The sequence below is a fragment of the Pelagibacterium lacus genome, from assembly GCF_003345525.1.
Taxonomy (GTDB): Bacteria; Pseudomonadota; Alphaproteobacteria; order Rhizobiales; family Devosiaceae; genus Pelagibacterium; species Pelagibacterium lacus.
The window spans coordinates 25,366-47,416 of the sequence record NZ_QQNH01000021.1 but is presented as its reverse complement, the minus strand read 5'-3'; the positions used below and the strand labels follow the sequence as shown (position 1 = coordinate 47,416).

The window sequence follows — 22,051 nt, the reverse complement described above, 5'->3', positions numbered from 1 at the left end:
CAACCGTTTGCGATGGTGAATCACGACAAACTCAAGCCAGAAACCCCTCGTGAGTCAGATTCCACAGGTTTTGGTATTAGGTCTGAGCGCACGTCAAAACCGCTCCGGATAATTCATAAGTATAGGATTTGACCTTTTCGGCATTTGACCCGCTCGATTGTTTATTCAATTTTGAGCGTACCAAAATTTTAATGCTACCGTAGCGGATGGGTATTTTCGTGTGTCACAGCTTCAGACCCCAATAAGCTGGCTGGAATCGGCAAATGACGCCGACACTGATTTTCCACTTCAAAATTTGCCTTACGGCGTGTTTCGTCAGGCGGGGCAACCATTCCGGTGTGGTGTGGCTATCGGTAAATATGTTCTCGACCTGGCGTTGCTCGAAGGCCTTGGTCTGCTGGATGTTGCAAGGGGACGCCCGGTTTTCGCAGACCCGAGCCTCAATGCTTTCATGAGTTTGGGATCTTTTTGCTGGAATAGTGTTCGTCAACAACTGCTGAACTTGCTTGCTTTCGGGGGTGATGACCGTTTGCAAGCAAATGCGGAAGCTGCCAATCGGGCGCTTGTTCCCTTGAACGATGTTGAGTTGTCTCTCCCTTTTAGAGTTGCCGAATACACCGACTTTTATTCTAGTCGCCAGCATGCATTCAATGTCGGGTCTATGTTCAGGGATCCTGAGAACGCCTTGCCGCCGAACTGGCTTCACATGCCTATCGGCTATAATGGCCGGGCGTCTACTGTGGTTGTGTCGCCATCCGCCATTCGCCGCCCCCATGGGCAGATCAGAGATCTTGGCCAGCCCGCGCCTGCGCTGCGTCCATCCGCCCATCTAGACTTCGAACTGGAAATGGGCGCCATCGTTGGATCTCCAAGCCCCATTGGCTCACGTCTGAGCGTCGAGCAAGCCGACGACATGATTTTCGGCTATGTCATTTTGAACGACTGGTCCGCCCGGGATGTACAGACTTGGGAATACCAGCCATTGGGTCCGTTTCAGAGCAAGGCGTTTGGCACCTCTATTAGCCCATGGATCGTGACTAAGGCAGCGCTGGAGCCATTCCGGACATCTACGCCGGACCGGGAGATTGCATTGTTGGACTATTTGCGCGAGCCGCGACCAATGTCCTACGATATCGCAATGGATGTTGCCCTGCAGCCAGCGAACGCGACCGTTGAGACGGTGATATCCAAAACGAACTACAAGCACCTCTACTATTCGGCTGCGCAGCAACTTGCACATCACGCGGTATCCGGATGCGCCATGACAATTGGCGATCTGTTGGGGTCCGGTACGATTTCGGGCCCCACCGAAGGCAGTTATGGTTCGCTGCTTGAATTAACCCGAGGCGGGAAAAAGCCATTGCGTCTGGGGAATGGAGAAAGCCGCACTTTCCTCGAGGACGGCGACAAAGTCACGATGCGAGCCAGAGCCGGGAAAAAGGGGAACGCCATCGGCTTTGGTGCCTGCTCAGGCATTGTACTACCTGCCCGCTGACCACCGAAACGCTCACGATCATCGCTGATATTGCCGAGCAAAACGTTCCCGCAACAGCGCCTTTTGAACTTTTCCCATAGCGTTACGAGGGAGTTCATTGACCAGTAGGATCTCGCGCGGCTGTTTAAAGCGTGCTAATTTCCCCTTCAACGAATTCATGATCGCTTCGATATCTGGCGTCCGACCAGGCAGGGCAACGATAATCCCCAGCACTGCCTCACCCATATCGGCCTGTGGTACACCAATAACCGCGCTCTCCAAGACGTCGGGACACTCGTCGAGAACCAGCTCGATCTCCTTGGGGTAGATATTGTAGCCGCCGGATATAATAAGATCCTTTTGCCGGCCGACGATGTGCAGATAGCCGTCTTCGTCGAACCTGCCCAGGTCGCCGGTTATGAAGAAGCCGTCCGGGCGAAGTTCCTCTGCGGTCTTTTGCGGCATCTGCCAGTAGCCTTTGAACACGTTTGGGCCACGTACTTCGATCATTCCCACTGAACCGCGCTCAAGTTCGACACCGCTATCGGGATCGCTGATTTTGATTTCGATTTCAGGAAGCGGGTAACCCACCGTTCCAGGCCGCCGTTCCCCCAAATAAGGATTGGAGGTGTTCATATTAGTTTCGGTCATCCCGTACCGCTCAAGAATACGGTGCCCAGAACGCTCGAAAAACTCGATATGTGTTTCTTTCAGCAAAGGAGCCGAACCAGATATGAACAGCCTCATTCCCGAAGTCAGTTCATGGGATAGCCGCGGGTCCTCGATCATCCGGGTGTAAAAAGTCGGCACGCCCATCAGAACTGTGGCCTTTGGCAGCAGTTGAAAAATCAGGTTGAGATCAAATTTTGGTAAAAATATCATGCTGCTGCGCGCCAAAAGACTTACATTCGTTGCAACAAACAGGCCGTGCGTATGAAAGATGGGAAGGGCATGGAGCAGGCAGTCTTCGGACGTGAATTGCCAAAGCTTGGCCAGAACCGCAGCGTTGGATAGCAGATTATCGTGGGTCAGCATCGCACCTTTGGAGCGACCGGTGGTCCCTGACGTATAAAGAATTGCGGCGAGATCATCACCGTTTCGTTCGACCACATTGAGCTTGTCAGGCTGCGCGTCTATCAGATCGGTCATGGTGCCTTGCCCATTCTCGTCCAATGTAAATGCCGTTATACCAAGCTCGTCACATATGGTTTGTATTTCTGGTCCCGAGGACATATCGGCCACGAGCAGCGACGCGCCGGAATCCTTCAAAAAATAGGACATTTCCGTCGCTGTGTACGCTGTATTGAGTGGCAGAAAAACCGCACCTGCGGCAACCGCACCCCCATAAAGCGCCAGAGCTTCTGGCGATTTCTGAACCTGCACGGCGATGCGGTCCCCTGGGCGGATGCCGGCATCAACAAAGGCATTCGCGGCGCGTACGCAAAGGGCCCAGAATGCAGCACCCGACATCGCCGTTCCTTCTGGCAGGTGCAAGAACGCTTCGCGCGAATGCCTCAGTGGTGAGAATAGGGCATTGTAGAGTACATTAGTCATCGGATCGCCATAAATTTTGATGTCCAGTATTGGTCTTCGGGCCCGCCATCAGGACTTCCTTGCGCAGCCTTTGCCAACTGCTGAACTTCAGCGGTCGCAACGACCTCGCAATTCCCAACGTAGCGTTCATGGTGTTCCTCGATTGAATCGAGGTCGTAGAGATAATTGGCCATTGCACCGCAGGACTGCCTCAAGCCGTTGGGCGAGGTATCGGCCGACGCGTTCACGTTGAAAACCATTCCACCGTTTCCGAGATGAAAACGGGCCACGGGATCACGGGGCATTCCGTCCGAGCGGCGCACCGAAAGTAGATAAGCCGCCGCCAGTTCGCGTAAATCGTCCGCCGGCTGACCTGTGGGTGGCTGATGCTGTTCCAATACTCCTGCCGCCTTCTTGTTGCCTGACTGCGCTGCTTCCCGCAGCCAATCGACCAGTCCGGGCATCGGCGACAAAGTCACGAAGCGCTTCAAATGCGGCAGCTCGAACCGCAGTTCTTCGACCACTTGCTTAATCAAGGAGTTACCAAAGGAAATGCCCTTGAGACCGGCTTGGCAATTCGAAATTGAGTAAAAGACTGCTGTATCCGCGGCCTTGGTGTCGATTGGTTCTCGAGTATCAGCGAGGAGCGCCTGAACCGAACCAGGGACACCCGTGGCGAGCGCTACTTCAACAAAGATGAGTGGTTCATTGGGAATTGAGGGATGAAAAAACGCAAAGCACCGGCGATCGCGAGGCTCGAGCCGTCGGCGCAGATCGTCCCAGTCGTCGATTGCGTGCACCGCTTCATACTCGATGATCTTGGCGAGTATGGATGCCGGAGCTTCCCAGTCGATGTGTCGCAGAACAACAAAACCGCGATTAAACCAGGACTTGAAGAGATGAACGAAATCGAGATCGGCCTTGCCAAGATTTGCATGGTCGCGCTGCAAGGCCAGAAGATGCGTACGCATCCGCACGAGATTGGCAGTGGCGCCGGGCGCCTGATTTAGTCGTCTGAGCAACTCCTGCCTCGGCGGCTCTGCAGCCTCAAGAACTGCTTTAAGGGACCTGGTATCGTTTTGCGAGGCATAATCAGCACAGGCCATTTGCAAAACTTCGTTGTCGATATCCAGTTCATCGGCAAGGAAGTTGAAGAAACCCAATCGCTGATCGGCATCCGCCTTTTCGTAGTGCGCAAAGAAATTTCGCGACAATTGCATGCCGGAAATTTCGCCGTGCGCAGATAGCAGCGCGAGACTAATATCCTTCAGGGACGCCTCGCTCAGTGGCGGATGGTCAGTGTCCCGCCTCTTGAACAGCGTCGAAAGAATTTCGCTCAGGAAACTGGATTTCGGCATCGACTGCCTCCACGCTAACGAGCTGATACGGGGCGATCCAAATGTGGACGACGCTTCAGAGCTCCGGGCCTATTTCTCTGGATAAGGCATAATCACGAGCATCGAGGCTGGCAGGTTGCCGCGATTCATTATCGTGCGCCTCTCCCCGCCTGCGAGATGACAGGAATCCATCGGTTTGAGCAGAGTCTCTTTCCCATCGACCGTGACGCATACCTCTCCAGAAAGGACAACGTAGACGCGCTCCAGCGGAGATGAGCTTTCCTCTGCTCCTCCTCCCGGCAGAAAATGTGAAAGGCCAACCCAAAAGGCATCAGTATTCGTAGCCTCGTGACCCTGAAGCCGGAGTCCACACATATTGAAATGGCCCGCCGCCTCATATGGGCGCGCATCGGCTAGTCTCGCGATCTGCATTCTGTGCTCTCCTCAAGTTGAACGATTGACAGCAGATGCCAACAGAGCATGGTCAAGTCTGTCTCGGACAGCCTGGGCTTGATCAGGTGTCCAGGTCCTGAAGCCCTCTCCGCTCTTCATGCCGAGTTTTCCCTGCCTGATCTTGTCCATGAGATAGGGATGAGGCTCAGGAGTGCGGTCCAGGCTCGGCATCAACACTTCAAATATCTGCGCCGTAAGATCGAGCCCAACCAGATCGGACTGTTCGAGCGGACCCAGTACTGCCAAACGTGCCCCAAAGCCGGCTTTGACGACATCGTCGATGGTTTCGGCTGAGCATACCCCTGCCGCGACAAGAGCGATTGCCTCCCGTTTCATCGCGTGCTGGAGCCGGTTTCCGATCAATCCCGGAATGTCCCTCTCCACTTTGACGGGCTGGCGTCCGGCGTCTTTGAGAATGTTGATCACTACATCCACGGCCGGAGCATTCCGCGCATCCATCTGAACCACTTCCACAAGCGGAATCAGGTGAGGTGGATTCCAGAAGTGCGTTCCGACGACACGGTACTTCTTGCGCACATCATTGGCGATTGTTGCCAGTGGAATGGCCGAAGTATTTGAACACAAAATGCACTCTTCTGACGATAGCGCATCGAGGCTTGCAAATATTTCCTGTTTGAGCGCAATGCGCTCACTCACGGCCTCGATCGCGATATCGGCTCCCGCAATCGCGCCCTCAAGATTTCGGCTGACCTGAACCGACCCGTTTGGGACGCTGCTCCCCAAAAGCTCGCCTATTTCAGCCAAATGCTTGATCAGACCATCTAATGCATCCGCGGATGCATCGAATACCGAAACCTGGTGACCGGCCGAAGCCATGACGTACGCGATTCCCCGGCCCATCAGGCCGGCACCGATTATCGCAACTGATTTGGGCCCTGCAGCCATGTCAGCCCGCCGTATATCCGCCGTCGACATACATTATCTGCCCGGTGCAGAAGTCCGACGCAGGGGCAAGCAGATAAAGAGCCATGCCCATCAGGTCTTCTACCTCGCCAAGCCGTCCCAGCGGTATTCGGGAAAGCGATCGCTTGCGCGTCGCCTGTCCCACCTCATCGTCGCTCCACATCCAATCGGTCAGTTTCGACCTGAAAACCGTTGGAGCGATCGAGTTTACGGTGATGCCATACTTAGCCCACTCCGTCGCAAGAACGCGTGTCAGGGCGTCGATAGCACCCTTGGAGGTGCAGTATCCCGTGTAACCCGAATAATTGCCGTGCCGACCGCGCACGGATGACATCATCAGAACCTTGCCGACGACCCCATTGTCGATCCACCATTTCCCCACAGACTTTGCCATCAGCCAATTGCCGCGGACATTGGCATCCATGATCCGCTCCCACTCATCCAGCGGCTGATCCTGAATGAAGCCAGCCTTGTTATATCCAGACGCGATAACGAGTTGGTCGATCCTTCCAAAGGCATTCAGGGCAGTATCCCGGATGGCATCGACGTCTTCGGTACTGTCCGGACGCCTGGGAATGGTAACACTCTGTCCTCCAAGTTCTTCAATTTCGTCAGAAAGTTCGGCAAGCGCCTGCTCGTCTCCCGATGCAAGGCAGAGTTTGACCCCCATTGAGGCAAGAGTGAGTGCACACCCCCGCCCGAACGCGCCTGAAGCACCTGTGATAATTGCAACCTTGCCTGTGACATCAAACAGAGACATTGGATCTCGCAGTGGTGCTGAAATCTCGCCCATTTCAGTTCCCTCCCCCGAACCGGAACGTCTGGTCTGGATCGATGGCGGCAACGATGCGGACGCCGCATCCCTCACCTTCCGGCCAACGCCAGGGAAATGCCATGAACGTGCAGCGCTTACCGGTAACCTTATCAAGATCACCACCCACATTCTCGATGCCCGGAATGCCGCCCTTGACCATTAAAATCTTGTGGGCGGCTTCCCAGTACGGAAAGTCCTCGGTTACCTCGCGACCAGTGTATTGCTTATACTCATCAATCAGATGCGGGTGCGTGGGGCCCGGTCCATGATCGACCAGCTTGGTCGCCATCGGATGGTCGTTCGCCTGCACATCAACCCCTACTAACTTTACCTTCTTTTCGACGAGCCACTCCGCCCCTTCCTTGTAGAGCCCGGGTGAATAGGCATAATAGTCGTCGGTATCGGCCATCTTGTGATGCATGCCGGTATTGATCATCACAATATCGCCTTCCTGGATCACCGGGCGAGCATTCTCCAGATCCTCGGCAGTTATGACCTCCCACTTGCGTTTCGGGATGGAGACCGCCACTCCGGTGCCGAAAAATCGCCAAGTCGGATAGCCTGTGAGGGTGGGCGTGTTTTCGGTTACGTGCAGCGGTGCATCCATGTGCGTGCCGCGATGCATAATGCCCTCAAATTCCGTCTCATACAGACCATTCCTCGCGTGGAATTTCTTGACGAGTACATTCACTCCGGGTGACGAAGGCCATTCAGGCATTCCGTGGCCCCAACGGTGGGTTAGATCGTAAAGTTCAAGCGCCATAACTAATTCCTTTCGCCTAAACAGCCGTACCGGACTCGATCGCGACGGAATTCGCTGGATCAGTCATTGCAATAAAACGGATGACGCACGCGTCACCCTCAAGCCAACGCCAAGGAAGGGCATGGAAGGCAGCTCTTTGTCCTAGAACCTCCTCGACGTCCCCGCCCACGTTTTCCACCGTGGGAATCCCCGCTTCCAACAGCGTTTTGTGGGCGACGTTCCATTCAGGATGGTCTTGTCTGGGATCCCGCCCTGTTTCCTCCTGGTATTTGCCGGGCAGGCGGTTCATTAACGGCCCGCCGCGATGCAAACCGAGTGAAGTGGCGAGGGGATGATCTATCTGGGGGGTGTCCATCGCGACCAGGCGAACCTTCCGCATCACCAGCCACTCTGCGGCCGACTTGGAAAGGCCCGGAGACTCTCCAAAATATTCCAGGCTGTCGGAGAATTTCCTGTGCCAACCGGTAACGATCACGACCATATCGCCTTCGCCTATCGGAGGGGTGGCTTTTTCGAGATCAGCCACCTCGACAAGGTCCCAGCGCGATTTGGGTATGGATACAACCACGCCGTTGCCAAACAAGCGATCCAACGCTATGGCACCAACGCCATCTCCGCCCTGTATGAGGTGTATCGGCGCATTGAGATGCGTACCTGAGTGCATCACCATGCGTATGCGGTGCGCCATCACACCATGTTGCGCATGTTTCACGGAGCGCCACATGAGAACATCGTCGTGACCCGGCATTGACGGCGTGCCGTGTCCCCATTCGTGACCCAGTTCCGTGAAGACCAATCCGCTTATTGGATCCGTTACAGACACGCCCTTCTCCCAATCCAAGTTCTTGATTTCGTTGACACCTCTTTTGCCGAAAACCTCGACCATTGCGCCAATACAATTGGTCGGCTTTGCCATGCTTTCTTGTTAATGCCCGTCACACCCACTCGGAAGGGAGCCCAGGACGCCAATGTGCAAGGTCATTTAAAATGCGATGAGGTAGCTCAGCCCTCGTTGCGCCAGCGCAGTACCCATTGCTCGAACCATGTCAGAAGCGTCGCACTCATATAACCGAGTGCTCCAAGCAAAATGACACCTGCAAATAGGTCCGGAGAACGAAACATGCGGCCGGATGCGAGTATCCACTGCCCCAGCCCATCCTGCCCCGAGAGCATTTCACCGACGACCGCCAAGATAAGCGCAACGGTCAAGCTGAGGCGCATTCCAGCCAAGATGTCAGGCATCGCATTGGGCAATGCGATCTTGAAAATATACTGCATCTTCGTAAGACGCAGAATCCGGCTTACCTCGTTCAGACGCGGCTCGACGGACGTGAATCCATGAATGGTCGATAGAAGCATCGGCCAAAGCGCCCCAAATCCAATAATGAACAAGACCATCGACGTTGAGAGGCCCAGAAACGCGATTGCTACAGGCACCAGGGCTGAAGCCGGTAGGGGACGCAGCAACTCCAAAGATGGCGCCACATACACTTGGGCCATTCGAGAAGTCCCAATGATTGCGCCGAGGCTTATGCCGATTAAGGATGCAATGAACCAGCCGTAAAACATGTGCTGGACGGTGCTGAAAAATTTGCCTGTAAGGACGCCAGATTCAAGACCGGCAAGCAGGGCCCGGAATGTGCGGTCGGGTCCGGGCAGGAAAACATTCGACACCAGACCGGAACTCGCCACAATCTGCCATATGCCAATGAATCCTAGCGCCACCAGCACGCTACCTAGAAACCAAAGCGGTCGCTCAAATCGGTGCAACATGTACATTTTCTAACGCCCCTCGTCCGCTTGCCGCCACACAAGGAGCTTCTGCAGCGAAGTAAGAAGCAAATTCAGACTCCAGCCTACGACACCAATCCAGACCAGATAAGCGAACATGAGATCGGGCCGAAGTGCTTGCTGGGCAACGCGCATGCCATACCCAAGCCCGATTGGATTTGCGGTGACCTCAACAGTGACGCAAACCACCAGCGCTATGGCTACGGCCAACCGCAACGCTACAAATATCCGAGGTAGCGCGGCAGGAAGCACGATCTTCCAAACGCGCGAAAAAAAGCCAAGGCAAAGCACTTTGGAGACTTCGATCAACCTGGGTTCGACGCTTTGGATGGCACTCCTTGTGAAGATCAAAATGGGCCATGCCGCGCTGAATGCTACAATCGAGACCTCCATGGTCATACCCGCGCCAAGCACCAGCAGTGCGACGGGGATAATCGCTGTCGGAGGAATTGGGCGGACTGCCTCGATGGAGAAGGTGAGCAATTTATTGGCAACCGGAAATAGGCCAAGTGTTATGCCACCAGCTAGACCGACGCTGCCCCCCAGCAGAAGCCCCAGTGTCGCCGCAGTCAGGGTTTCAAGCGTTGCATTGAGCAATGAGCCATTTAGCAACGCTGCCCAACCTGCCGTCGCGATCTGGCTCGGCACCGGCCAGAATTCAGTTTCGAGCGGCAATACATGACCCCCGATCTCCAACCCGAGAATGACCAAAATTGGCAAGACCAGCGCGCGCCAATTGATGTGGCTAGGGCGATCGACAATTGTTTGCTTCAAATCCACGGCCGTTATCCGTGTTCAACCAATTTGATGAAGCTGTACAACTCGTGACGGAGTTGAAGAAATTCAGGCTTCTCCGGAGTGGTCAACTGATCTCTTGGACGCGAAATGTTCACCTCGAATTCGCGGCCAACCCTGCCAGGATGAGGCAAAAGCCCAATGACACGATCTCCCAGATACACAGCCTCTTCCAGATCGTGTGTGACGAAAAAGATCGTGCAGCCGCTAACAGATGCCAACTCTTGCATCTCGTCCTGCAATGCCTGGCGCGTCATGGCATCGAGCGCGCCAAATGGCTCGTCCATCAATAAAACCTCCGGATCCTGAGCCAGGCAGCGTGCAATTTGGAGCCGCTGCTGCATGCCACCGGACAGTTGCGTCGGATACTTTTCGGCATGATCGGCCAGGCCGACTAGTTCCAGGTGGGCCATGATCTTGTCCCGCCTCAGCTTGCGGGGCACCTGAGCAGCCTCGAGCGCCAGCGACACATTCCCGAATACCGTCCTCCAAGGTAGGAGTGCCTTTACATAGTCCTGAAACAGAACCGCAACGTCAGGCCGCGGTCCGGAGACCGGCAGTCCCTGATATAAAATCTGGCCCGCGGACGGGGTCAGCAGCCCCGCAAGCAGCCGCAGCATGGTCGTCTTGCCGCATCCCGAGGGGCCAATGACGCATAAAAACTCTCCACGTGCGACATCGAGATTGATATTGTCGAGAATAAGTTTCGAGCCGAATGACAGAGAAAGGTTTTCGAACGAAATTATTACTTCGCCATGTCCCCGTGCACCTTTGGCCGTCATTGCTTCCGAAGCCTGGTCGACACTAGGCATTATGCATCTCCGATTTCGATGTCGTTCCACTCGGCAATCCGTCGCGATAGAGACTGTGCCGAGGCATGATGTGTTGGCCGCGCCATTAGAATACGGGCTAACACAGTGTCAGCGACTTGCTTGGACCAGACAGGCATCGAGTTTTTGGCAACAAATCCCCAAGCGTCCGGTCAGCAAAATGCTGCAGGAAGGTTTCAACTCCCTGCAGCAGGCGCCCTATTGCCAGAGCAACTCGTTGACGTCCACCTCGCCAGATAGCAGGCCCTGTCCAACCATCATTGGCACCCATTCCGCTGCCACTTCTGGAAGGATCACGGTTTCGAAGGTTGGAACGGGAACGCTATTGAGCATTTCGATGGGTTGCTGCAAGTAAGCCGATGCGTGAGCTCGAACCTGATCGGGGTAAGCCACGGCAAACTCCGAAGCATCATCCAAAGCGGCACGAAACGCAGCGACGATCTCAGGATTTTCGGACGCCCAACCGCCTTGTGCCGCGTGTACCAAAAGCGGAAGTTCCGACGGCGCGCCATCTGCGATGCTGCCAGCATATTTACCAATACTAGCACCCAACATTCTTGAAACGGTCGGCTCCACAGGGACAACTCCATCCACCGACCCGCTACGCAAAGCATCAGGCATCTGAGGGATTGCTATTTCGACAAATGTAACCGTATCGGGATCAGCGCCAGCGTTGATCAGCATCTGATTAAACAGGATATGGAGAAAACCGTACAATGCGTTCACACCAATCCTTTTGCCCTCGAAATCCATAGGGCTATCGATGACAAGGTCGTTGTCAACAACCACCGGTCCAAAAACGAGCCTGCTATGATCGGCATCGAGGGGATTGCCACCAGCAACGACTGTCAGATCGAGGCCGTTCTCAATGGCCTGCAGTACCTGCACCATCGTCGGCGTACTGATGTCCACAGAACCGGAGACAACTCCAGCGATCTCGACGTTGCCACCGCCGACGACCAGCTCTACATCAAGCCCGTGATCTTCGAAGAAGCCTTCCTCTAGAGCGACAAAGAGCGCCGCCGAACCAACAGCTGGCTGGTAGCTGACTTTCAACGAGGTTTGCGCAAGCGCACCTGAGCCAGCAAAGGACAACCCAATGAGCGCAGATGCGAACAGAACGAGCCTGGCCGACCATCTACCAACCGGAGCCTCACTATTCCCTTGTTTAGCTTCTGATGGATCCAATTTATACATTTATTCCTCCCGTTTTGTAATTCTCAGGTTTATTTACTTCGGCAGTCGTTTGTCCGGATCACCGGTACAAAAGCTTTATATTGAACTATAGATTGACTTTCTGCAGATCGAACTGGGCCACTTGCTTATAGCGCGCCATGAACGATTCAATCTCACCTTGTTCGAAAACCTCATCGACCGATTTGAAGCCATTCGGCGCGCGCTCCTCGGCAACCGCAATGATCCCCTCAGGCCCCCCTTTCCGATTGGACTCAACGATTTGCTTGGTTTTGATCCTGCGGTCACTTTCATAGACAGCGAACGCCTCTGCGACACTAGACGCCGTGGTCAATGCCTGGGTCAAACGCTCGGCATCAAGAATGGCCTGGGAAGCCCCATTTGAACCAACGGGATACATTGGATGGGCCGCATCGCCCAACAGCGTGACACCACCGAATGACCAACGGTCCAATGGGTCCTTGTCAATCATTGGATACTCGTAGACCGCTTTGGCTTCGTTGATTATCCCCGGTACATCGATCCAACCAAAATCCCATCCGTCATACCAGGAGGCGACCTTTTCCACCTCGGCCTGACGAGTCCAGTTCTCAGGTTTGTACCCCTCCTCGACCGGAACGTGGATGCCGGCGATCCAGTTGGTCAGCGATTTTCCTGCACGCAGGTGCTCCGGTGAAATCGGATAGGCAACGAAAGTTTTGCGCCCGCCAATGGCGACATGTGTCTTGCCTGTTAGGAAAGCGTCGGTTTCCGAAACACCTCTGTACATGATACGGCCCGTCCATCGGGCTGGCCCCTCATCGGGATACAGTTGTGCACGTACCGTAGAGTGAATGCCGTCGGCGCCGATCAACACGTCGGCAGAGACTGTCTCAATGGCTTCTTGCGTGTCCGGGTCGACGAAGGATGCGGAGACTCCCGAAGCGCCTTCCTGATACTCAAATCGCTTGAGGTGGTGCCCCGTCTTAATGCGCGCCGCGCCGAGCCTTTTGGTGGCCTCGCGCATCAGTGCCAGCTGCAGATAGCCACGATGGATGGACAATTGCGGGACGTTGTATCCGGCGGCCAACCCTCTTGGCTCCCGCCAAATCTTCTGACCCTGCTGATTGAAATAGATCAATTCTTCATTGGGAATGGAAATTGCCAGAAGATCTGGGACAAGCCCCAACTTGTTGAGAATACGAACTGAATGAGGAAGAATATTTATACCCACGCCGAGTGGACGCACTTCACGCACCGACTCATAGATCGTTACGTCGAGCCCCGCTTCTTGTAGGGACATACCAGCAACCAGGCCGCCGATTCCCCCTCCAACAATAATAACTTTCATGTCAGTTCTCATTCCCGCTCACGCCACTCAGCAGTGCCGCGCTTCTCGAAATCCGGATAGCCTGGCGCGCGAAAAGACTCCGCCAGGCGACGGCTCAGGTAAAGATTCTCAGCTCAGGCCGGCTCGCCAGACACCAGCACAAAAGCAACACGACAAGGAGCATCCGACCGATTGCTCCAAGTGTGATTTGTCCCACGCTGGACGAGAACATCACCTGCCTTCATCAGACTTTCTTGGGCATCCATAACGGCATAAATTTCGCCAGACATGATGATGGCGTAGTCAATCGTATCGGTAATATGCATGCCGACATGCTCTGATTCATGGTCGTAGTGTAGACCCGGTGCCTTTGGTCGACTGGAAAGGTCTTTTCTGCGGATCTCAAAATAGTGAGCTTTTTCCGCGGCATCTTTGGGTTCCGGCGGAAAATCGACGATGTGCAGAATTGTCCCGCCTTCGACCGGGCAGATTCCCTTGGCTTCAGCAAAGCGATCAGGATCATTCACCTTTGCCGGCAGTGGCCCCGTACCCCAAACGTTATACTTGTAAAAATTTGGGTTACCCGAATTGTAAGGCGCCTGCGGAGCGTCACCGTCTTCCGTTATTACGGAATGTCCGTTCTCGTTAATTCCTGTCACCAGACGGCGAACGGGGGGTAATTTTTCGATCATGATTTGTAATCCTCCACATAGACCCTAATTTTATCAGTTCGAGCAGCAAATCTACTCCCGCCCAGAGCGCTTCCAGGATAAGTGGCTTCCACTTGTCCGGCTCGGAAGCGCAACAAAACAAAGACTTGGAGCTCCTGTATTGGTTCTGTCAGAACAAGATATGCTCTAGTCGGCCAGATGGGTTTCAATCCAATAGCGACAGATGTGATTGTCTGCATCGACAGCCACTTTGGCCAATATAATCGCGGCCCAAGGCGATAACCGGCGCTTATCCGGTACAGGCTGGAGCTTCAGTGGTTGGCACCGCGTCCAACGGATATACGGGCATCGACAGCAACGGTGATGAAGTAAATTTTAAACGGACTGGAAAGCTGACTATTCCAGCTTAAGCTCTTGAATCGCTTCAACAAACCGCTTCACATACGGCAACTGGGTTTCGCCCGAGCGATACACCAGCCCTGCCGATGTCTCCCAGAATGGCCCTTCAATGCGAAGTTTCACAATACCCTCTGTGCCACGGTCCCGAAGCAACAAGTCCGGAACATGTGCTAGATGGAGGCCACGCGCGACCATATCGAAAATTAGTTCGGGCTCGGAGGTTTCGACGGAAATCGTCGGGGGCCTGCACCCATGCGAGGAAAAATAGGACCATATTCGGCTCGAACCAACGTCATCGTCGGCCAAAACGACCCACGGACTCTGGGCAAGGTCATGCGGCACAGAGATGAGTTTCTTGGCTTCCGGGTGGTTGGCGCTGGCAATAATGCTGTGCTTCACATGCATTAGCGGTTCGACTACGAGGCCCGGTCGCTTTGGAAAGTCCAGCGAAGCGCACATTATATCAAACTTCCCGGCCTCCATCGCAGGCAGCAGCGTATTGAGAACACCACCGATCAAACGGATTCTTACCCCTGGCCACTCATCTTGGAATGAGCTGATCAGCTTGGGCAAGATCTTCGAGTACCAAAGCGGACCTGCCCCAATCCGAATTATCCCTTGGGTTCCACCCCGTACTGAGTCGATTTCTGCAAGCGCATGGCGATACTCCATCTCCATAAGCCTGACTCGCCGTGCGAGGACATCGGCGTAGCGTGTGGGTATCATTCCATTGGGTTTTCGCTCGAACAGTTCGACGCCGAGGTCTTGTTCGAGATTATGGATGCTTCTCGTTATGGCTGGCTGGCTGATGTGGAGCCGTTCAGCGGCACTACTGATGCCCTGGCAATCATAGACGGTAACGAAATACCGCAGGAGCCGTGAATCCATAATTTAGTCTCTCCTCACTTGGATACCCGCGCGAAGTTAGACTAACGGTCAAGCAGGGTATAATCAATAGTTATCCCATTCCGTATAATTTCTCTGATGAGTGAGCTGATCCAGCACGCGTTATGATTTAAAACAGACGCCAGTATCGACTTAAAATACTAAAAAATAAATATTTTTTAGGCGACGTATCTGATCGAGGCCCACGAAGCGCGCCATATAACATATAGCTTCTCGGTATGGGAGCGCGCCTTCTTGGTCCGGAAGGTCGATTGGAGCGTACAAATCGCCGGCAAGACTAAATGGCAGGCACTGCACCAATCATGATGAAGGCGATGACGCACGATTCGGAGCCGCGATTGACCCACATATGGTTAGTGCCGCGCTGGACGATTACGTCCCCAGCTTTAACATGCACCTGCTCCTCGTCGTCGAGTTGCATGTCACATTCGCCTTCAATCACAATCGCGTAGTCTACGGAGTCAGTGCGGTGCATGTGCGGCTCGTAATGCGGATCAATTTTTAGTAGTCGGAACACGGTGCCATTGGGAAGAGCAATGGGTACCTCGCGCAAGGAAGCATCTTCTTCGCCGGTGTTGTCGACTGGATACCCTTCCGTGCTCCACAAGACGCAAGTAGTTCCCCCGGGTCGGCGCGATTTCGTATTCGCACAAACTTCATCTATTAATACGACAGCCTTGCCGTCTTGGTGACCAGTCACGATCCTTCGTGGTGGAAATGTCATTGCTTTGTCCTCCTCTGCAATATGCGAATTTAATTGGATGTTGAGCGCGTCGAGGCTTAGCTGCTCGCGATCACCGGGACTTGCAAATACGACGCATAGTCGCCTCCGGTGTATATCGTGTGATTTCCGTTAAACCTGTCGACGGGCCGGTCAGTGGGGTCGTTATGTGTAAACAGTCCGGAGCCTTTCATCTTGCCAGTAGCCCCCGGCCTTTCAAAATCTTTGCCCTGTAGGGTTAGCGACAGTCTTGAACCTTTGGTTAGCGCAATGCTTGCTGGCCAGATCTCTACCTCAATCTGGTAAATGTGACCCGGTGTGAGCGGCTGTTCTTCATCGTGAGCGTGCCAAGGCATCCAGTCTGTCGTGCGAGAATCGTCGAGCTTCCGATGGGTGACGCGGAGCCAACCTTGCGAGACCGGAAGCTTGGGTTCATCGGCTGCAGCGAAGGTCACTTCATCGCCATCAGGATCGAAAGCCTGTATTGTTGCAAACAAATCCATGTCTGGCTTGTCGCACGATACATGGAGATGCGCCTTGAACGGCCCTGCAAGCGTCAGATCCGTTTCAAGCGGGCCGGTTGCAAATGTAACACCCTCCGATAACGCAGGGTATGTAGTCTCACCTATGATCTTCGCAGGCTCGGCATCCAGGATAAGTTCGGGCGCGTTCAGGTAAAGTTTTTGCCAACTCGTGCCATCCAGTGGCCAGCTTTTGCTGGTAAGGGTCTCCGCTACTGAGTCCCCGGGTCCCCGAACCATCACTTCCACCCTCGGCTCACTCTCCCAGCCATTGTCCTCATCCTTGAGGTAGCGGTCGAAGAACTTTCGTTGGAGAAGAACGGATTCAGGTTGGAAGAACGTGGCAAAGTACGAACCCGATTGAATTTTCAGCCACTTCTGCTCAGACGCCAGTCCCATGAATCCGGTAACCGTTCCCCTGAGATGCAAGCCCAGCCCTCCCCAGTTGGCGACAACAAGCGCTGGGAGCGAGACCTGGCTCAAATCGCCCGATCTGGACGTGTAGTACTCATCGCACAGGGGATGATCCAACACCCCTTGGATGTAGTCGAAGCGGTTAGCGCGCAACTCTTCTTCACTTAGATTGCCTGAACCACTCAGGCGCTCTCCGGTGACCATGTCGACCAGATCACAGTTCGGGTTGCCGTGCTGCCTTTGAAGATTACGCGCCCACCAGAAATGCACGAAACCATCACAGAACATGCCGCCCGTACGGGTACGGCCCCGATAAAAGTCCGACGTACCCTGCCAGGGTTGTATCGCCGCCAGATGAGGCGGGCGCAGCGAAGACACCATCCACTGCCCGCAAGCAAAATATGATATCCCCAGCAAACCGACTTTGCCACTGGACCAGGATTGGGTGCCCGCCCACTCAATAGCGTCATAATAGTCTGCGAACTCCTGGGGACTATTGACGTCCATCTTGCCAGGGGATTTGCACAAGCCGCGCGAGTCGACACGCACGGTCACATATCCATGGGGGACCCAGACCTCCGGATCGGGTGTTTCAAACGCCATCCACTTGCCGGTAGAATGCTCAAAAACGTCCGGACAGTTCTTGACCAGCGTATCCCAAGTGTCCTTGCGATGGTTAGAGAAATGAAGATCCTTGCCATAAGGACCAAGGGTAATGATAACGGGATATTTTCCGGGCGTTTTGGGCCGAAAGACGTTGGCCTTAAGTGTGGCGCCGTCCCGCATGGGCACGTCCACATCATGCTCCATGACGATATCGTGGCCGGTCTTGTTCTTCTTTTCGACCTCATAAACAACAGGCATATGATCCCTCCATTAGTGCTGCCTCGCTCGCGCTCGGCCGCGGTGAACGGCAGCACGCATGAGGTTGCTGGTAGTGCTTTAGGAGCAGAAAACTATAGACTTGATCGTCGGTCAAATGCCGTCGGAACGGCGTGCGATAACTTTGTGTTATCGAAAGTAGAATCGCACGGACGGGCTCTGACCTGAGAACGGCGGTGGAAAATTAGGCCACGGTAGCGGCGGGATTGTCCGGCTGCGGGCGGCGCAAAAGTCGTCCACTGTCCGTCGTCAGAACATTTGGCGCAGATTGGGGCGTATTTTGTTTGTTTCACTGCCTGTTTTCCCTTTTTGACAGGCGGTTGAGTGAGGTCGTCGTGAATTTCAGCTTTGCCATCGCCGTCGTCCGTTCGTAGCAGTTTTGCAGCACGCCTGCGTAGACACCAGAACGCTACGTAATGCGCAGAACGGAAAAAGCGAATACGCTTCAATGAGTTGGGAAAGACAAAGATGCCCAGGGGTGTTTGGGAAAGCTTACAATGAGTGCTTGGGAAGCTTCTGCTCTACCATTGAGCTACACCCGCGGACCAAAGCCTGTTTGCGGCAAATCCGGGGGCGCGTCAAGGGAGCGGGGCGCTTGGCGATGCCCTCGATCATTGCCAGTGAAACGATAGTTTTTCCGGGGGTTTCGGCGGGAACTCCAGTCACGAAAGCGCGGGCGCCAGCCCAAAATAAGGCAAAAAATCGGCACGCGCTGTTGATATCTCCGCCCCACTCCCCTATTGTCTTGGATCAACAGCCTGATGAACTGAGACACCCAGCCGGCGCCGCAGGCGGATCTGGCCTGGACCTCTATTGTATTAGGGACCACAAAAGCGAATACGAACCAATATTGATTGTTTGTGCATGGTTCAACGCAAAGGAGATTCATGCCAGCCAAGTTATCCGTCAAAAACGTCTTCAAAATCTTTGGTGAAAAGACGGAACACGCCAGAGCCCTCCTCGCGGAGGGGAAATCCAAGGAAGACATTCTGGAAGCCACGGGCGCCACGGTCGGCGTGCAGGATGCGAGCTTCGATGTGGACGAAGGGGAAATCTTCGTCGTCATGGGACTCTCGGGATCCGGCAAATCGACCCTGGTGCGCATGCTCAACGGCCTGATCGCCCCCACCTCCGGCCATATCATGATCGATGAGGACGACGTCGCGACCTGTTCCAAGGAGCAGTTGCGCCGCATCCGCCGCGACAAGATCACCATGGTGTTCCAGCACTTCGCGCTGTTTCCCCACTGGACCGTGGCCGAGAACGCCGCCTATGGGCTCAAGGTAAAGGGCATCAAGCCGGCGGAGCGGCGCGAACTGGCGCTCAAGGCGCTGGACCAGGTGGGCCTCGCGCCCTGGGCCGACAGCCTGCCCTCCGAGCTTTCGGGCGGCATGCAGCAAAGGGTGGGCCTGGCGCGCGGGCTGGCCAACGGCCCGCAAGTGCTGCTGATGGACGAGCCGTTCGGCGCGCTCGACCCCCTCATCCGGCGCGAGATGCAGGACGAATTGCTGGCTTTGCAGCGGACGCTGAAAAAGACCATTGTCTTCATCACCCACGACCTCAACGAAGCCCTGCTGCTGGGCGACAAGATCGCCATCATGAAGGATGGGCGCTTCGTGCAGGTGGGCACGGCGCAGGAGATCGTCTCCCACCCGGCCGACGATTATGTCGCCGCCTTCGTGGCCGATATCGACCGGGGGCGGGTGTTCACCGCCGAGGACGTCTCCAACGATCCCGCCGCGGTCAAGCTGGGCTCGGACAATGCCGAAGACGCCATGCGGGCCATGGAAGAACTCAACCGCAACGCGCTTTACGTGGTGGACGGGAAAAACAACGTGGCCGGGGTGGTCACCTATCAGGACCTTGCCGCCGCGACCTTCGACGAAACGACGCCCGCGCCGGTGCTCGAAGAGGTCATGCTGACCGAATACCCCACCGCCGACGCGGACCAGCAGTTGGCCGACCTCTATGGCGCCGCCAGCGCCGGCCTGCCGATCGCGGTGACCGACGACAAGGACCGGCTGGTCGGCGTCATCGAGCCCGAAGCGGTGTTCGCGCAACTCTCAGGGGATGGCGAAGCGGAAGAGCCGCCGGCGGAAACCGACGCCGCGCCCGAAGCGGCACACGAGAAAACCCCAAAGGAGAGCGCAAATGCTTGATAGTCCCGGCGACCTCCTCACGATCCCCTTCGCCGACTGGGTCAACGATTTCGTGCGCGGCTGGCTGGTGCCCAATTTCCGGCCGGCCTTCCGCGCGGCGCAGGTTCCCATCACCCTGGTGCTCAACGCGCTCAACGATTTCTTCAACGCCCTGCCCATGCTGCTGACCACCGGCGTCTTCGCGCTGGCGGCCTGGAAATGGGCCGGCCGGGGCATCGCCATCTTCACGCTGATCGGCTTTGCCTTCATCGACATGATCGGGCTGTGGCCGCAAACCATGACCACCCTGGCCATGATCATCACCTCGGTGCTGTTCTGCGCGGTGATCGGCATTCCGGTCGGGATCGTTTCGGCGCGCAGCGATCTCACCTGGAAGATCGTCCGCCCGGTGCTCGACATCATGCAGACCATCCCCAGTTTCGTCTATCTGGTGCCGATCGTGATGCTGTTCGGCGTCGGCATGGCGCCGGGCATCATCGCGACGATCATCTTCGCGCTGCCGCCCATCATCCGCCTGACCAATCTGGGCATCCGCAATGTGCGGGGCGACCTGGTCGAGGCGGCGCAGGCCTTCGGCTCGACCGCCTGGCAGATGCTGTGGGACCTGCAGATCCCCCTCGCCATGCGCACCATAATGGCCGGGCTCAACCAGACGCTGATGCTGGCGCTGTCCATGGTGGTCATCGCCGCCCTGATCGGGGCCGGCGGGCTGGGGCTGGTGGTCAATACCGGGCTGGGCCGGCTCGATGTGGGCGGCGCGACGGCCGGGGGCGTCGGCATCGTGATCCTCGCCATCGTGCTCGACCGCATCACCCAGGGGCTGGGGGAAGCCAATCGCAGCGAGACGGTTTCGCTGCGGCAGGTGTTGTTCAACCTCGTCCGGCTGCGCGGCACCGAGACCGTGCGCAAGACCGAGAGGGCTTAGCCCGCATCCGAGATGACGCGGCGGTTTTTTGGCCGCCGCTTCTATCGCCCGTGTCTTTATCGGGCTTCGCATGGCGGGCGCTTCGCCCGTCCATTTGAGAACCAAAGAAAAGGAGACAAAGACAGCTATGTTCAGTCTCAAAAAATCCTTCGCAACCCTTTCCGCCGCAACCCTTCTGGGGGCAGCGCCGGTCGCCGCGATCGCCCAGGACAATCCGGGCGAGGGCGTTTCGATCGTCATGGCGCAGCCGACCTGGGACACCGGCTGGTTCCATACCGAAATCTATCGCCAGCTGTTCCAGGAACTGGGCTATACGGTCGATCCGGCCATCACGCTCGACAACCCGCCCTTCTACCAGTCGGTAGCGCTGGGCGACGTGACGCTGTGGGTCGACGGGTGGTTCCCGCTGCACAACACCTATGAGCCGATCTTTTCGGAAGGCGCCGAGATCGTCGGCGCGGTCGCCCGGGGCGGCGCGCTGGAAGGCTATCTGGTCAACAGATCGGCGGTCGAGGAATTCGGCATCACCTCGCTCGAGGATTTCAAGCGCGATGACGTCAAGGCCGCCTTCGACCGCAATGGCGACGGGCTGGCCGATCTGGTCGCCTGCCCGCCGGGCTGGGGCTGCGAGATCAATATCGAGCACCATATGGACGCCTATGGCCTGCGCGAGCATATCAACCCGATCAAGGCCGGCTATGCGGCGGCGATGGCCGACGCGGTTGCCGCCTATGAAAGCGGCGAGAACATCCTGTTCTACACCTGGACGCCGAACTGGACGGTGAACGAACTGGTGCCGGGCGAGGACGTGATGTGGATCGAGGTGCCCGAGGTCGATCTGCCCGAGGATCTGATGGACCTGGCCGATGCGGCGACGCTGGACGGCGTCGAGGGGTGCGTCAACGATCCGTGCATGCTGGGCTTCCCGGCCAACGATATCGTGCCGGTGGTCAATTCGGCGTTCCTCGAGGCGAACCCGGCGGTGGGCGCGCTGCTCGACGCGGTGGAGATTCCGCTGACCGACATCTACGCACAGAACGCGGCGATGAATGCGGGCGACGACGACATCGAGGCGCAGGCCAGCCAGTGGATCGAAGACAATCGCGACGCCGTGGATGGATGGCTCGAAGCCGCGCGGGACGCTGCTTCCTGACGCGAGCCCTTGAGAGAAACGATGGAGGCCGGGGGAGACCCCGGCCTTTCTTTTTGCGTGAGAGAGGTGGGGGATGGGGCAAG

Annotated in this window: 20 protein-coding genes; 4 read left to right on the top strand and 16 right to left on the bottom strand. The window is 56.0% G+C overall.

The features are described from left to right. The first annotated feature begins 220 nt into the window (after positions 1 to 220). Complete coding sequence (gene fahA / locus DVH29_RS12820; RefSeq protein ID WP_199562591.1) at positions 221 to 1,495, top strand: fumarylacetoacetase; 1,275 nt, start codon at positions 221 to 223, stop codon at positions 1,493 to 1,495. 18 nt (positions 1,496 to 1,513) lie between these two features. Here fahA and DVH29_RS12815 read toward each other — a convergent pair whose 3' ends face one another. From DVH29_RS12815 to DVH29_RS12745, 16 genes are all read right to left on the bottom strand, one after another. Beyond that, entirely contained in the window at positions 1,514 to 3,028 is a 1,515-nt protein-coding gene (locus DVH29_RS12815) for a malonate--CoA ligase (protein ID WP_114646578.1), read from the bottom strand. Then, complete coding sequence (locus tag DVH29_RS12810) at positions 3,025 to 4,365, bottom strand: malonyl-CoA decarboxylase domain-containing protein (protein ID WP_114646577.1); 1,341 nt, start codon at positions 4,363 to 4,365, stop codon at positions 3,025 to 3,027. The genes DVH29_RS12815 and DVH29_RS12810 overlap by 4 nt, the downstream gene beginning before the upstream one ends. A gap of 69 nt (positions 4,366 to 4,434) precedes the next feature. Then, positions 4,435 to 4,719 carry a cupin domain-containing protein gene (locus tag DVH29_RS12805; protein WP_245944980.1) on the bottom strand — a complete coding sequence of 95 codons (285 nt, stop codon included), beginning with the start codon at positions 4,717 to 4,719 and terminating at the stop codon, positions 4,435 to 4,437. Positions 4,720 to 4,788: 69 nt separating this feature from the next. Then, on the bottom strand, positions 4,789 to 5,703 hold the full coding sequence (locus tag DVH29_RS12800) for a 3-hydroxyacyl-CoA dehydrogenase family protein (protein WP_114646575.1): 915 nt from the start codon (positions 5,701 to 5,703) through the stop codon (positions 4,789 to 4,791). 1 nt (position 5,704) lies between these two features. Further along, positions 5,705 to 6,514 carry an SDR family NAD(P)-dependent oxidoreductase gene (locus DVH29_RS12795; protein ID WP_114646574.1) on the bottom strand — a complete coding sequence of 270 codons (810 nt, stop codon included), beginning with the start codon at positions 6,512 to 6,514 and terminating at the stop codon, positions 5,705 to 5,707. 1 nt (position 6,515) lies between these two features. Further along, positions 6,516 to 7,298 carry a cyclase family protein gene (locus DVH29_RS12790; RefSeq protein ID WP_114646573.1) on the bottom strand — a complete coding sequence of 261 codons (783 nt, stop codon included), beginning with the start codon at positions 7,296 to 7,298 and terminating at the stop codon, positions 6,516 to 6,518. 16 nt (positions 7,299 to 7,314) lie between these two features. Next, positions 7,315 to 8,214: a cyclase family protein gene (locus DVH29_RS12785; protein WP_199562590.1), complete on the bottom strand. Its 900-nt coding sequence runs from the start codon at positions 8,212 to 8,214 to the stop codon at positions 7,315 to 7,317. An 86-nt stretch (positions 8,215 to 8,300) separates the two neighbouring features. Further along, positions 8,301 to 9,077, bottom strand: a complete 777-nt coding sequence (locus DVH29_RS12780) for an ABC transporter permease (protein WP_245944979.1) — start codon at positions 9,075 to 9,077, stop codon at positions 8,301 to 8,303. A gap of 3 nt (positions 9,078 to 9,080) precedes the next feature. Continuing rightward, positions 9,081 to 9,869: an ABC transporter permease gene (locus tag DVH29_RS12775; protein WP_245944978.1), complete on the bottom strand. Its 789-nt coding sequence runs from the start codon at positions 9,867 to 9,869 to the stop codon at positions 9,081 to 9,083. A 5-nt stretch (positions 9,870 to 9,874) separates the two neighbouring features. Then, entirely contained in the window at positions 9,875 to 10,666 is a 792-nt protein-coding gene (locus DVH29_RS12770; RefSeq protein WP_114646582.1) for an ABC transporter ATP-binding protein, read from the bottom strand. Positions 10,667 to 10,912: 246 nt separating this feature from the next. Then, positions 10,913 to 11,911: an ABC transporter substrate-binding protein gene (locus DVH29_RS12765; protein WP_114646572.1), complete on the bottom strand. Its 999-nt coding sequence runs from the start codon at positions 11,909 to 11,911 to the stop codon at positions 10,913 to 10,915. Positions 11,912 to 11,996: 85 nt separating this feature from the next. Further along, a complete protein-coding gene (locus tag DVH29_RS12760) occupies positions 11,997 to 13,238 on the bottom strand; it encodes a flavin-dependent oxidoreductase (protein WP_114646581.1) in 1,242 nt (413 codons plus the stop codon). Between the two features lie 113 nt (positions 13,239 to 13,351). After that, positions 13,352 to 13,909, bottom strand: coding sequence for a cupin domain-containing protein (locus DVH29_RS16235; protein ID WP_147276088.1), 558 nt, complete (start codon positions 13,907 to 13,909; stop codon positions 13,352 to 13,354). A gap of 375 nt (positions 13,910 to 14,284) precedes the next feature. After that, positions 14,285 to 15,175, bottom strand: a complete 891-nt coding sequence (locus tag DVH29_RS12755) for a LysR family transcriptional regulator (RefSeq protein ID WP_114646571.1) — start codon at positions 15,173 to 15,175, stop codon at positions 14,285 to 14,287. Positions 15,176 to 15,470: 295 nt separating this feature from the next. Further along, positions 15,471 to 15,917, bottom strand: a complete 447-nt coding sequence (locus DVH29_RS12750) for a cupin domain-containing protein (RefSeq protein ID WP_114646570.1) — start codon at positions 15,915 to 15,917, stop codon at positions 15,471 to 15,473. A 56-nt stretch (positions 15,918 to 15,973) separates the two neighbouring features. Continuing rightward, on the bottom strand, positions 15,974 to 17,713 hold the full coding sequence (locus DVH29_RS12745) for a CocE/NonD family hydrolase (RefSeq protein WP_114646569.1): 1,740 nt from the start codon (positions 17,711 to 17,713) through the stop codon (positions 15,974 to 15,976). Between the two features lie 905 nt (positions 17,714 to 18,618). Here DVH29_RS12745 and DVH29_RS12740 point away from each other — a divergent pair. From DVH29_RS12740 to proX, 3 genes are all read left to right on the top strand, one after another. Further along, positions 18,619 to 19,890 carry a quaternary amine ABC transporter ATP-binding protein gene (locus DVH29_RS12740; RefSeq protein ID WP_114646568.1) on the top strand — a complete coding sequence of 424 codons (1,272 nt, stop codon included), beginning with the start codon at positions 18,619 to 18,621 and terminating at the stop codon, positions 19,888 to 19,890. Next, complete coding sequence (locus tag DVH29_RS12735; RefSeq protein WP_114646567.1) at positions 19,883 to 20,815, top strand: ABC transporter permease; 933 nt, start codon at positions 19,883 to 19,885, stop codon at positions 20,813 to 20,815. Before DVH29_RS12740 ends, DVH29_RS12735 begins: the two co-directional genes overlap by 8 nt. 127 nt (positions 20,816 to 20,942) lie before the next feature. After that, positions 20,943 to 21,968, top strand: coding sequence for a glycine betaine/L-proline ABC transporter substrate-binding protein ProX (proX, locus tag DVH29_RS12730; RefSeq protein ID WP_114646566.1), 1,026 nt, complete (start codon positions 20,943 to 20,945; stop codon positions 21,966 to 21,968). Positions 21,969 to 22,051: the final 83 nt, after the last annotated feature.